The organism is Phreatobacter sp. GW821-FHT04C01 (genome assembly GCF_059420385.1).
Genome location: NZ_JBWKTP010000002.1, coordinates 335,910 through 348,215, shown reverse-complemented (window position 1 = coordinate 348,215; position 12,306 = coordinate 335,910). Strand labels below are relative to the sequence as shown.

General features: G+C 67.3%; 14 protein-coding genes. 10 read left to right on the top strand and 4 right to left on the bottom strand.

Annotated elements, in window-relative coordinates:
- Positions 1–23 precede the first annotated feature (23 nt).
- Complete coding sequence (locus AC07WJ_RS08570) at positions 24–503, bottom strand: Lrp/AsnC family transcriptional regulator (RefSeq protein WP_494934140.1); 480 nt, start codon at positions 501–503, stop codon at positions 24–26.
- Between the two features lie 257 nt (positions 504–760).
- Between AC07WJ_RS08570 and AC07WJ_RS08565 the strand changes: the two genes are divergently transcribed.
- The 4 genes from AC07WJ_RS08565 (at position 761) to AC07WJ_RS08550 (ending at position 4,341) form a co-directional block, all read left to right on the top strand.
- Positions 761–1,399 carry a 2OG-Fe(II) oxygenase gene (locus tag AC07WJ_RS08565; protein WP_494934139.1) on the top strand — a complete coding sequence of 213 codons (639 nt, stop codon included), beginning with the start codon at positions 761–763 and terminating at the stop codon, positions 1,397–1,399.
- A 234-nt stretch (positions 1,400–1,633) separates the two neighbouring features.
- On the top strand, positions 1,634–2,596 hold the full coding sequence (gene trxB, locus AC07WJ_RS08560; protein WP_494934138.1) for a thioredoxin-disulfide reductase: 963 nt from the start codon (positions 1,634–1,636) through the stop codon (positions 2,594–2,596).
- Between the two features lie 33 nt (positions 2,597–2,629).
- Positions 2,630–3,520 (top strand): LysR family transcriptional regulator, encoded by an 891-nt coding sequence (locus AC07WJ_RS08555; RefSeq protein WP_494934137.1) that lies wholly within the window; start codon positions 2,630–2,632, stop codon positions 3,518–3,520.
- A gap of 122 nt (positions 3,521–3,642) precedes the next feature.
- Positions 3,643–4,341 (top strand): hypothetical protein, encoded by a 699-nt coding sequence (locus AC07WJ_RS08550; protein ID WP_494934136.1) that lies wholly within the window; start codon positions 3,643–3,645, stop codon positions 4,339–4,341.
- Between the two features lie 146 nt (positions 4,342–4,487).
- Here AC07WJ_RS08550 and AC07WJ_RS08545 read toward each other — a convergent pair whose 3' ends face one another.
- Entirely contained in the window at positions 4,488–4,763 is a 276-nt protein-coding gene (locus AC07WJ_RS08545) for an accessory factor UbiK family protein (RefSeq protein WP_494934135.1), read from the bottom strand.
- 126 nt (positions 4,764–4,889) lie between these two features.
- Here AC07WJ_RS08545 and lgt point away from each other — a divergent pair, with 126 nt between their 5' ends.
- From lgt to AC07WJ_RS08520, 5 genes are all read left to right on the top strand, one after another.
- Positions 4,890–5,705 (top strand): prolipoprotein diacylglyceryl transferase, encoded by an 816-nt coding sequence (gene lgt / locus AC07WJ_RS08540; protein ID WP_494934134.1) that lies wholly within the window; start codon positions 4,890–4,892, stop codon positions 5,703–5,705.
- Positions 5,702–6,784 (top strand): class I SAM-dependent methyltransferase, encoded by a 1,083-nt coding sequence (locus AC07WJ_RS08535; RefSeq protein ID WP_494934133.1) that lies wholly within the window; start codon positions 5,702–5,704, stop codon positions 6,782–6,784. The genes lgt and AC07WJ_RS08535 overlap by 4 nt, the downstream gene beginning before the upstream one ends.
- A gap of 24 nt (positions 6,785–6,808) precedes the next feature.
- Positions 6,809–7,576, top strand: a complete 768-nt coding sequence (pgeF, locus tag AC07WJ_RS08530; protein ID WP_494934132.1) for a peptidoglycan editing factor PgeF — start codon at positions 6,809–6,811, stop codon at positions 7,574–7,576.
- Between the two features lie 82 nt (positions 7,577–7,658).
- Positions 7,659–8,330 (top strand): hypothetical protein, encoded by a 672-nt coding sequence (locus tag AC07WJ_RS08525; protein WP_494934131.1) that lies wholly within the window; start codon positions 7,659–7,661, stop codon positions 8,328–8,330.
- Between the two features lie 118 nt (positions 8,331–8,448).
- Entirely contained in the window at positions 8,449–9,402 is a 954-nt protein-coding gene (locus AC07WJ_RS08520) for a ribose-phosphate pyrophosphokinase (protein WP_494934130.1), read from the top strand.
- Between the two features lie 19 nt (positions 9,403–9,421).
- On the opposite strand, the gene AC07WJ_RS08515 is transcribed toward AC07WJ_RS08520, so the two are convergent.
- On the bottom strand, positions 9,422–10,429 hold the full coding sequence (locus AC07WJ_RS08515; protein WP_494934129.1) for a zinc-dependent alcohol dehydrogenase family protein: 1,008 nt from the start codon (positions 10,427–10,429) through the stop codon (positions 9,422–9,424).
- A 106-nt stretch (positions 10,430–10,535) separates the two neighbouring features.
- Between AC07WJ_RS08515 and AC07WJ_RS08510 the strand changes: the two genes are divergently transcribed.
- The gene (locus tag AC07WJ_RS08510; protein ID WP_494934128.1) at positions 10,536–11,483 is read left to right on the top strand and encodes a LysR family transcriptional regulator; all 948 of its coding nucleotides are present in this window, start codon (positions 10,536–10,538) and stop codon (positions 11,481–11,483) included.
- Between the two features lie 95 nt (positions 11,484–11,578).
- Here the strand turns inward: AC07WJ_RS08510 and AC07WJ_RS08505 are convergent, their stop codons facing one another.
- Positions 11,579–12,172 (bottom strand): NAD(P)H-dependent oxidoreductase, encoded by a 594-nt coding sequence (locus AC07WJ_RS08505; RefSeq protein WP_494934127.1) that lies wholly within the window; start codon positions 12,170–12,172, stop codon positions 11,579–11,581.
- Positions 12,173–12,306 lie beyond the last annotated feature (134 nt).

Genomic DNA, 12,306 nt, shown 5'->3' with positions numbered 1-12,306 from the left:
CATGCTTCGAGGCCGCGCGGCGGTCAGCCGGCCGGCGCGATCTCCATCGGCACGGCGGCCTCGTCCTTCACCTGGTTCAGGGTCAGGACGGTGCGGACGTTGCGGACATTGGGGGTTGCCGTCAGTTCGCCGACGAAAGACTGGAAGCTCGCGAGATCGGGCGCCACGCATTTCATGACGAAATCGAAATCGCCCGACACGGTGTGGCACTCGCGCACGATCGGCCAGCCGCGCACCTTCGCCACGAAGCCGTTGAGGTCGGCTTCGGCCTGGCTCGCCAGGTGGACCATCGCGAAAACCGTCACGCCGTAGCCGAGCTTGGCGCCGGCGACCAGCGCCCGGTAGCCGGTGATGACGCCCATCTCCTCGAGCGCGCGCACCCGCCTCAGGCATGGCGGCGCGGAAATGCCGACGCGGCTTGCCAATTCGACATTGGTGATGCGCCCGTCGGCCTGCAATTCCCTAAGAATCTTCCAATCGATCGCGTCCAGGCGGGCCTTCACGGGGCGCGTCTCCAATGTCTGGGAAGGGGCAGGAACAGGCTTGCCGGATAGCCCAGCCGGATGCCGCGCGCAACAAAATTTCGCGTCAGCCGTGCCATGCGCAACGACACTGTTGCGGCCACGACACCAGAACCGCCGCCGGCATCGATAACAGCCCCGCCAGTCGAGAACGGTTCTGTTGTGCGGGCCGCCACATGGACAGACGACGCGCGAGACCTCATATGTTGGGCCATTGATCGAGATCGAGAGACCCTCAGATGAGCTTCATTGATATTGAGCGTTTCCGCGCGACGCCCGCCGAGACCGCCCCTTACGACTATGTGGTGGTCCGCAATTTCGTCCGCCCCGAACGGCTTCAGGACGTCCTGAAGGATTATCCCGACGTGCCGGGCCCGGGATCCCATCCCCCCTCGGTCCTGACCATCAAGGGCGACTTCGCCGGCCTCATGGCCGAGCTCGATCAGGCGCCGTTCCGCAAGGCGGTCGAGGAAAAGTTCGGCGTCGACCTCGCCGGCAAGCCGACCATGTATACGGTGCGTGGCTTCACCCGGGCGACCGACGGCAAGATCCACACCGATTCCGAGACCAAGATCATCACCGTTCTGCTCTATATGAACGATGCTTGGGATTCCGACGGTGGCCGGCTGCGGGTGCTGAACAACGGCAGCGACCTCAATGACTTCGCCGCCGAGATCCCGCCCGATGGCGGCACGCTCCTGGTGTTCAAGCGCTCGGACAAATCCTGGCACGGCCACGAGCCCTTCGCCGGCAAGCGCCGCGCCATCCAGATGAACTGGGTGACCAGCCAGGCGGTCGTCGACCACGAACAGGGCCGCCACGCCCGCTCGAGCAAGTTCAAGAAATTCGTCCGCTTCATCACCGGGCGCGCGGCCTGAGGCCGCACGCCCCGGCAGTCCCTGAAACCGGCCAAAGCCAGAGCCGAACAGGCTTTCACCCGGGCGCCGCGAGACGCCCGGGAGCACGACCTATTCATCAAACAAATCCGCGCTATCAGCTAAAATCACCAGACGAGCCTTGCGCCGGGCGCATGGCTATAACAGTATAGGGTTCTTACGGACTCGCGTCCTGTTTCTCCTCATCCGTCCCCACAGATCGGCCCGGAGTCCGCTATGGGCGTCCAACACGAACGCGTCGTCATCATTGGTTCCGGTCCCGCTGGCTACACGGCTGCGATCTATGCGGCCCGTGCCATGCTGAAGCCGGTCATGATCCAGGGAATCCAGCCCGGCGGGCAGATGACCATCACGACCGATGTCGAGAATTATCCGGGCTTTGCCGACGTGATTCAGGGCCCCTGGCTCATGGAGCAGATGCAGAAGCAGGCCGAGCATGTCGGCACGCGCATCATGTCCGACCAGGTCAGCAAGGTCGATTTGAAGTCACGGCCGTTCCGGATCGATTGCGAATCGGGGGCGAGCTATACCGCCGACGCCCTGATCGTCTGCACCGGCGCCCAAGCCAAATGGCTGGATCTGCCGTCCGAACAGACCTTCCGCGGCTTCGGCGTGTCGGCCTGCGCGACCTGCGACGGCTTCTTCTACCGCAACAAGGACGTGCTGGTCGTCGGCGGCGGCAATACCGCGGTCGAAGAGGCGCTGTTCCTGACCAATTTCGCCTCCAAGGTCACCGTCGTCCACCGGCGCGACGCCTTCAAGGCCGAAAAGATGCTGCAGGAACGGCTGTTCGCCCATCCCAAGATCGAGGTCGTCTGGGATTCGGTGATCGAGGAGATCCGCGGAAAAGACAGTCCGACCGCGGTCACCCATGCGCGGCTGAAGAACCTGCGCACCGGCGCCATCGACGAACGCAAGGTGGACGGCGTGTTCGTCGCCATCGGCCATGCGCCCGCCGTCGAGCTTTTCATCGGGCAGCTGAAGCAGAAGCCGTCGGGCTATCTGTGGACGGCGCCCGATTCCACCGCCACCGACGTTCCCGGCGTATTCGCCGCCGGCGACGTCACCGATGACATCTATCGCCAGGCGGTCACCGCCGCCGGCATGGGATGCATGGCCGCCCTCGAAGCAGAACGGTTTCTCGCCCACCACGCGACAATCCGCCAAGCCGCAGAATAAGTCAGCCAGCACCCAGCCCGAGGGAGAAAGCCCATGGATTGGGACAAGTTGCGGATTTTTCACGCGGCCGCCGCCGCCGGCAGTTTTACCCATGCCGCCGATACGCTCGGATTGTCCCAGTCGGCGGTATCCCGGCAGGTTTCCTCGCTGGAGCAGGACCTGAAGGTTCCGCTGTTCCACCGCCATGCCCGTGGGCTGGTGCTGACCGAACAGGGCGAGCTCCTCTACCATACCGCGCAAGACGTGCTGATGAAGCTCGAAAGCGCCAAGATCAAGCTGACCGATTCCAAGGAGCGCCCGCACGGTGAGCTCAAGGTGACCACCACGGTCGGCCTCGGCACCGCCTGGCTCGCGCCCCGCCTCGGCGAGTTCCTCGACCTCTATCCCGACATCCAGATCAAGGTGATCCTCACCGACGAGGAGCTCGATCTGTCGATGCGCGAGGCCGATGTCGGCATTCGCGTCCGCCAGCCGGTGCAGCCGGACCTGATCCAGCGCAAGCTGTTCCAGATCAAGTTCCACGCCTATGCCTCGTCCGACTATCTGAAGCGCCACGGCACGCCGAAGAGCGGCCTCGACCTCGACGGCCATCGCATCCTGGCCTTCGGCGGACGTGCGCCGAACTACATGCAGAACGTCACCTGGCTGTCGACCGCCGGCCGCAACGGCCTGGCGCCGCGTCCCTTCGCCATGACGATGAACAACATTGTCGGCCTGGTCTCGGCCGTCGAGCGCGGCATCGGCATCGCCGTCCTGCCCGACTATCTGGTGAGCGACGGCTCGGGGCTCGTCCAGATCCTCGACGAGGAAGAAATGCCGGTGCTCGATGCCTGGTTCGTCTATCCGGAAGAGCTGAAATCGGTCGCCCGCGTCCAGGTCTTCCGCGACTTCCTGGTGTCCAAGGCCCAGCGCTGGCCGGGCTGATCTCATCGCGATCTGCCCCGGGGTCGATCGACGATCGACCCTAGGGCCTCTCCTAGGATTCCCATCCGCCCCGCCGGCCTGCTAGGCTCCACATCCAGGGCGTGTATCCGGGGGAGCTGGCCATGGCCGGGATCGATCGACGGGCGGCCATCGGCGCGCTCGCGCCGCTTGTCGTGACGCTTGGCGCCATCATCGCCACCTATGCCACCGGCACCACCGCCCGCTCGATCGAGACGGCGGTCGGCAGCCCCTATCTGATCCTCGGCTTCTTCGCCGAGCGCTTCCCGGCCCTGGCCTTCGCCGTCATCTTCGTTTTGGTTCGCGTCCTGGTCGTCGCGATCCTCGCGCATCGCCCCAATATCCTGATGCGCCTCCTGCTGTTGATTCCAGCCCTCGCCCTGCTGCTCGCCGCAGCCCTATATCCGACCTTCGGCGGCATCATCGCGCGGCCGGGCTTCATGGGCGGCGGCTTCTCCCTCCTGGACGCCCGTATCACCGGCGTCGATGCCGGCCTGTTGCTCGGCGGCGCCATATCGGGGGTCATGCTCGGCCTGGTCACCGGGCTCGCCCGCATGATCGTCGACTGGTCCTGGGGCTTCACCTGGGGCCGGCTGGCACGGGTGATCCTGGCCTTCATCGCCTACGCCGCCATGGGCGCGCTGCTGGCCTGGGGCTGGGGCACGCTCGAGCAAGCCGGCGCCCTGTTCCCGCGGGCGCCACTCACCTTGATCGAGACCATTGGCCTGATCGGTATGATCATCGTCGCGACCGCGCCGCAGATCGTCGTGGCCGCCCTCAGCGATGCGGCACGGCGCAGCTAGCGATTCCCGCATGCCAGGTCGCGGATAGCGGTTGCCGCGGCCCCGATACGGGCCAGGCGAGCAGCGCGAAAGGCTTCCGCGGCAATGATCTTCGCGACCGCCGGCGGGCCGGAGACGTCGCCGCGCCCGCCATTTGCTCCTGGGAGTTACTTGCTCTTGGCGCTTGTCGCATCCTTGGCGAGGCCGGCCTCGAGCGCGTCGAGCCGCGCCTTGAGCGCCTCGTTCTCCTCGCGCGCCTTCACCGCCATGTCGCGCACCACCTCGAACTCCTCGCGGGTCGGCAGGTCGAGGTCGCGCAGCAGGCGCTCGGCCTGGGTCTTCACGAAAGTATCGGCTTCGCGCTTGAAGCCCTGGGCAAGCCCGGCTGCGTCGGTCATGAACTTGGCGAACTCGTCTGCGATGCGATCGGTGGTCTGGGTCATGGCGTCTCTCCAGGCTAGCCATGGGTATGGGGAGCTTCGACGACGAGTGCAAGAGACCGGCGCAAGAGTTCGTGAGACCTCGACTGCCGCTTGACACGCGCTCCCCGCGCCGGGCAAACCCGCGCCATGCCGGTTTCCGCGATCATGTTCCCCGCCTTCGATCCCGTCCTGATCCAGGTCGGGCCCTTCGCGATCCGCTGGTACGCGCTCGCCTATATCGCCGGCTTCTTCCTCGGCTGGTGGCTGGCCAAGCGGCTGGTCGCGACCGCCTCGCTGTGGCGCGGCGGCACCTCGCCCTTCGATCCCGCGCTGATCGACGACGCCATCGTCTGGGCCGCACTCGCCGGCATTCTCGGCGGCCGGCTCGCCTTCGTGCTGGTCTATAATTTCAACTATTACCTGGCCAATCCCGCGGAGATGATCGCGGTCTGGCACGGCGGCATGGCGTTCCATGGCGGTATTGTCGGCGTGGTGGTCGGCCTGTTCATCTTCGCGCGCAAGAACAAGGTCCCCTTCCTCAGCCTGATCGACGTCGCCGCGGTGGTCGCCCCGATCGGCATCATGCTCGGCCGGCTGGCCAATTTCATCAATGGCGAGCTCTGGGGCCGGGTCACCGATATGCCCTGGGGCGTGATCTTTCCCGGCGCCGGGCCCGACCCGCGCCATCCGAGCCAACTCTACCAGGCGACCACCGAAGGGCTTCTGCTGTTCGTCGTGCTGCTGCTGATCGCCCGCTCCGGCGGCCTCAAGCGACCGGGCTTCATGGCCGGCTGCTTCGGCATCGGCTACGGGCTCGCCCGCTCCTTCGGCGAATTGTTCCGCCAGCCGGACCCCCAGCTGGGTTTCCTGTTCGCCGGCGCCACCATGGGCCAGCTCCTGTCGATCCCGGCCATCCTGGTGGGCCTCTGGCTGGTCCTGCGCGCCCGCCGCCAGCCGCAATGACCGCGCTCGGCGCCGAGATCGCCGCGCTGATCGCGGCCGAAGGCCCGATGCCCCTCGACCGCTACATGGCGCTTTGCCTCGGTCACCCGCGCTACGGCTATTACATGACGCGCGACCCGCTGGGCGCGCGCGGCGACTTCATTACCGCGCCCGAAATCAGTCAGGTTTTCGGTGAATTGATCGGCGCCTGGGCGGCCGCGACCTGGGAGGCGATGGGCCGCCCGCCCCGCCTGCGCCTGATCGAATGCGGACCGGGCCGCGGCACGCTGATGCAGGACCTGGTCCGTGCGATCCGCGCCGCGCCGGATTTCCGCGCCGCCATCGACCTTCACCTGGTCGAGACTTCGCCGGTGCTCATCGCCCGCCAGCGCAAGGCCATGGCCGCCGCCGGGATCGAGGCCAACTGGCATGCTGATCTCGCCACCGTGCCGCCCGGCCCGGCCGTCCTGATCGCCAATGAATTTCTCGATGCCCTGCCGATCCGCCAGTTCGTCATGACCGACAGGGGCTGGCGCGAACGCGTGGTCGGCCTGGTCGATGACAAGCTCGCTTTCGGGCTGGCACCCGATCCGGTCCCACCGGCGCTGATCCCGGCCGGGCTGCGCCAGGCGACCGCCGGCGCCGTGGTCGAGATCTGCCCGTCCTTCCCGAGCCTTGCCGCCGCGCTCGGCGAACGCCGTGCGACCGGACCGCTGGCCGCCCTGTTCATCGATTATGGCCACGCCCGCCCGGCCCATGGCGAAACCCTGCAGGCGGTCCAGGCCCATGGCTTCGTCGATCCGCTGGCCGAACCGGGCGAGGCCGATCTCACCGCCCATGTCGATTTCGAAGCGCTTGGCCGGCAGGCCGCCGCTCACGGCCTTCGGGCGAGCGCCATCGTCACCCAGCGCGACTTTTTGTTCCGGCTCGGGCTACAGCCGCGCGCGGAAGCCCTGGCCAAGGCCAATCCCGGGGCCCTGGTCGGCCTGAAGGCGGCCGTCGAGCGGCTGATAGACCCGGCACCGACGGGAATGGGGTCCTTGTTCAAGGCCCTCGTTATCCATTCAGCCGATGTGATCGTCCCGGCGTTTGACAGCTGAGCGCGAAGCGGATTTGGTCCCGCCATGCTCGTGTCCTCTTCCGCCCTCGCCGCCCTGCCCGGCATTCGCCATGCCTTCTTCACCCGCGAAGGCGGCGTCTCCGAGGGCATCTATGGCTCGCTCAATGCCGGCATCGGCTCCAACGACGTGCCCGAGCATGTACGCGAAAACCGCCGCCGGATGACCGAGGCCCTCGGCGTCGCCGAGAACGCGCTGATTTCCTGTTTCCAGATCCACTCGCCCAACGTCATCGTCGCCGAAAAGCCGCATGACGGCGGCGACCGGCCGCGTGCCGATGCCGTGGTGACCCGCGTGCCCGGCATCGCCTGCGGCGTCGCGGCCGCCGATTGCGGACCCGTGCTGTTCGCCGATGCCGAGGCCGGCGTCGTCGGAGCCGCCCATGCCGGCTGGAAGGGCGCGCTGGGCGGCGTGCTGGAATCGACCATCGAGGCGATGGAGCGGCTCGGCGCCGCACGCGAGCGGATCCGGACCGCCATCGGCCCGCTGATCCGCCAGCCGAGCTACGAGGTCTCGACCGCCTTCGTCGATCAGTTCCTTGCTTCCGACCCCGCCTATTCCCGCTTCTTCGTTGCGGGAAAGCCCGACCACGCGCAGTTCGACCTGCCCGGTTTCATCGCCCACCGGCTCGGCGCGGCCGGCATCGGCACGATCGACGATCTCGGCTTCGACACCTATTCGGACCCGCAGCGCTTCTATTCCTACCGGCGCACCACCCATCGCCGCGAGCCCGACTACGGCCGCCACATCGCCGCCATCACGCTTGCCCGTTAACCGTGATGGTTAGCAAATGATGAACGCCGCCTGGACCGACGCCTGCGCGTCGGTTATCCCTGGCGGCGATCGGAGATGAGCCATGGCCAGAAACCTGCTCGACGGAAGCGTCGCCCTCCTGCTCGCTTCGCTCACGCTCGGTGCCTGCACCGGCGGTGACGGACCGGTCGCCGGCAGCACGCCGCCGCGTGGGGCGATCGCTTTCGAGCCGATCGACGGCGCACCCTCGGCGGTCAACCAGCGGGTGGCCGGGCGGCTGGCCGGCGAGGCCCAGGCCCGCCAGATCCAGGTCGTCGGCAACCGCGACGGCGCGCGTTACCGGGTGCGCGGCTACATGGCCACCGCCCGTTCCGGCGATACCGCCACCGTTTCCTATGTCTGGGATGTCTTCGACCCCGAGCGCCGGCGCTCCACCCGCATCGTCGGCGAGGAGCGCGTGCAGCCTCGTGGCAGCGATGCCTGGAGCGGGCTGGACGAGGCCGCGGCAAGCCGCATCGCCAGCCGCAGCATGGACCAGATCGCCACCTGGCTCGCCACGCCGCAGGGCGTACCGGCGGCCGCGCCGGCGACCGCGACAGTCCCGGCGCCCGAGCCCGCGCCGGCCGCGCAACCGGTTGTCGCCTCGTCGGCCGGGGCGTCGGGCACCACGCAGGTCATGACCTTCGCCTCGCCCCAGGCGGCGCCCGTCGCCGCCCCGCCACAATCCACGGTTGGCACCGGCGGCCCGTTGATACCGGTTTCCGGGTCCCGCTGACTGTCATTTCCGCGTCACAGCCTGTTGATCGCCGGATTCTCTGGCCTTCATGCCATTGTCGCGTGAGACCACGGTTGCTATGAGGGCCCCGCAGCCGAAAGCCAGCGGGACAAGCCTTATGTCGAGAAAACCCGGGATCAAGATCGTTTCCGGCAACTCCAACCGTCCGCTCGCCGAGGCGATCGGCGCTTATCTCCAGACGCCTCTGGCCAAGTCCTCGGTGCGGCGCTTCGCCGACATGGAGATCTTCGTCGAGATCCAGGAGAATGTGCGCGGCGAGGATGTCTATATCGTCCAGTCGACGTCGTTTCCCGCCAATGACCACCTGATGGAGGTGCTGATCATTTGCGACGCCCTGCGTCGCTCGTCAGCCAAGCGCATCACGGCGGTCATTCCCTATTTCGGTTACGCCCGCCAGGATCGACGCTCCGGCTCGCGCACGCCGATTTCGGCCAAGCTGGTGGCCAACCTGATCACCCGCGCCGGCGCCGACCGCGTCATGACGCTCGACCTGCATGCCGGGCAGATCCAGGGCTTCTTCGATATTCCAACCGACAACCTGTTCACCGCGCCCTTGCTCGCCCGCGACATCAAGGAGCGGCTCGACCTTTCCAAGGTCATGGTGGTGTCGCCCGATGTCGGTGGCGTGGTGCGCGCCCGCGCGCTCGCCAAGCGCATCGATGCCCCGCTCTCCATCGTCGACAAGCGCCGCGAACAGCCCGGCCAGAGCGAGGTGATGAACGTCATCGGCGATGTCGAGGGCAAGAGCTGCATCCTGGTCGACGATATCGTCGATTCCGGCGGCACCCTGGTCAATGCCGCCGAAGCCTTGCTGGCGCGCGGCGCCAAGGACGTCTCCGCCTATATCACCCATGGCGTGCTGTCGGGCGGCGCGGTGGCCCGTATCACCGCTTCGAAGCTGAAGGAACTGGTGATCACCGATTCCATCCTGCCGACTGAAGCCGTGCGGGTGGCCCGCAACATCCGCACGCTGTCGATCGCCAGCCTGATCGGCGAGGCCATCGCGCGCACCGCCAGCGAAGAGAGCGTCTCGAGCCTGTTCGAGGACTGAGCGGCGCCGGTCGTCGCCTTCAGAACCGCAGCACGACCTTGCCGAAATGCCGGCCGGAGCGGAAATAGTCGAGCGCGGCGCGCACTTCCGCCCGCGGAAAGACCCGGTCGATGACCGGCCGCAGGCCGCTTTGCCCGATGCCCCGGTTCATTGCTTCGAACGATTCGCGCGAGCCGACCGGAATGCCGCGCACCCGGGCCTTGCGCCTGAAGATGTCGAGCGGATTGATGGTGCCGTCGATCCCGCCGAGATAGCCGATCACGTTGATCTGCCCGCCCGGCCGGATCGCCGTCAGCGACTGGGCGAAGCTGCCTGGGCCGCCGACCTCGATGACATGATCGACCCCGCCGCCACCGGCCAGATCGCGCACGTCCGGACCCCACGCGGGAACATCGCGGTAATTGATGCCGCCACGCGCGCCCAATGCCTTCGCGCGTTCCAGCTTGGCGTCGCTGCTCGATGTGACGATGACGCCGGCACCTGCCAGCCTGGCGAATTGCAGCGCGAAGATCGAGACGCCGCCGGTGCCCTGCACCAGCACCGTGTCACCCGGCTTGATCCGGCCTTCGGTGACCAGCGCATGCCAGGCGGTGAGCCCGGCGCAGGGCAAGGTCGCCGCCTCCTCGTCGGTCAGATGCGCCGGCACGCGAACCACGCCGTCGGCGCGGAGCCGGACATAGTCCGCCAGCATGCCGTCGATCGGTCCGCCCAATTGGCCGCCGGCCTCGGCCATGGCGAAATCGCCGCCGACCCAACTCTGCCAGAACGTGCCGGCGACCCGGTCGCCGACGCCGACCCGCGTGACGCCCTCGCCGACCGCCACCACCTCGCCGGCCCCGTCGGAGAGCGGAATCAATGGCAGATCGAAGCCCGTGTGATAGCTGCCCTCGATGATCTCGACGTCGCGATAGTTCAGCGCCGCGGCGGCCACCCGGATCACCACCTCGCCGTGGCGCGGCGCGGGGATCGGCCGTTCGACCTCGCTGAGATTGGCGATACCGTGCTGTTCGATGACAAAAGCTCTCATGTCCGGTTTCTCCAGGGTCCGGGGTCGCGATGGGTTTGAGCTTTTGATCAAGCCGGCCTAGTATGCAAATTCATTATTCTCAGAATAATTATGCCCTGGAGACATGATGCTGGATGAAATGCGCAGCTTCGTGCTGCTCGCCGAAACCGGCTCGATCCAACTGACCGCCGAGCGCCTGCCGCTGACCCAGTCGGCCGTGACACGGCAGATCCAGCGCCTGGAAACCGAACTCGGCACGATCCTGCTCGACCGCCGCGTCAAGCCGCCGCGCCTGACGCCGGCGGGACTGGAAGCACTCGAACGTTGCCGGGCCATCCTCGGCGCCATTGGCGACCTCAAGGCGAGCACGGCTGCCGGCGCCGAGCCACATGGCACCCTTCGGATCGGCTTTGCCTCGGCGCTGGCGGCGGAGACCATTGCCGACGCGGTCCATGCGGTCCGGGCGCAATTTCCGAAGGTCGAGCTGCGCGTCATCGGCGGCTGGGCCCGCGATCTCGCCGATCTGGTCGGTGCGGACAAGCTCGACGCGGCCGTCATGCTGACGGCCGGCGCAGCGACGGTGTCCCCCTCCGGACTGCGCAGCGAGACGATCGCCGGCGAGCGCATGGTGGTGGTCGCGCCGGCGGAGCGGGTGCTGCCGCGCCGGCTGAGCTGCGCCACGCTTGGTGCCATGGACTGGGTGCTGAGCCCGGAGCCTTGCGATGCCCGCCACGCCCTCACCGCGCTTCTGGCGACCGCCGGCGCCGGCATCCGCATCGCCGCCGAGGTCCAGGGTCTGGACCTGCAGACCGCGCTGATCGCTCAGGGCGTCGGTATCGGCATGGTGCCGGCACGCCGTCTCGCGCCCTATGCGCGGCGCCATGGCCTGAAACGTCTGCTGGTTCCGGACATGCCGCTCGATTTTGATGTCCGGCTCATCCGGGGCCCGCATCTCGGCCGCATCGACCAGGCCGTCGACCTGATCCGCGACAGCCTCGCCAAGGCCTGGAGCGCGGTGGAGGCCGGCGTCCCGGCCCGGCCGAAGCTTCGCCGCCCGTCGGCCCTTGGCGGCTGAGCGGCAGCGGTCGTCCGGCGCCAGGAACAGCCCGGCTGCGGACATGGAAAATCCTGCCGCACGCCGCCTCTCGCCATCACAACGACCCGCCGCCGCTAGCGAACCCGCCCGAGACTCCGGCTGATCTTGGCGAGGTAACGCTCGCGATCGTCCTGCGAGGCGGTGTCGATCCGGTGCAGCGCCAGCCACAAGGTTCTGGCGCGTGGATGAACCAGCGGCCGCAGGCCGCGCAGCAAGGTGCGCCGGCCGGGCTCCGACATGACGAGACGCCACCACCACCAGGGCGAGCCGAGCGTCGAGACCGCGCCGATGAAACGGATATTGGTCATCACCCGTCCGATCGGCATGCGGCCCTCCGGCATGCCGAAGGTCGCGTGCGGCACCCAGACCCGGTCGAGCCAGCCCTTCAGCATGGCCGGCAGGCCGTACCACCAGGTCGGATAGACGAACAGCAGGGCCTCGCACCAGCGCAGCGCCGCGAGGTGCCCGGCGACCGGCGCTTCGTTGACGCCGGCTGTGTGATAGGCGCGCCGCTCCTCGGCCGACATGACGGGATCGAAGCCCTCGGCGTACAGGTCGAGGACACGCAATTCATGCCCGCCGTCCTGCAACGCCGCGACCGCGGTGTCGCGTATCGCCGCGGTAAAACTCTCCGGACAGGGATGGCAATAGACGACGAGAAAACGCATGTCCCACGGACCTTGTCGATACCACGGGAAACGTCCTTCCGGACACCCGAATCAAGGCATATTAAACTATTGAGTCGACTACTGAATTTACCAAAAAAATGGAACGCTCGCCCCGGCTAAGTTTAACCCTTGGT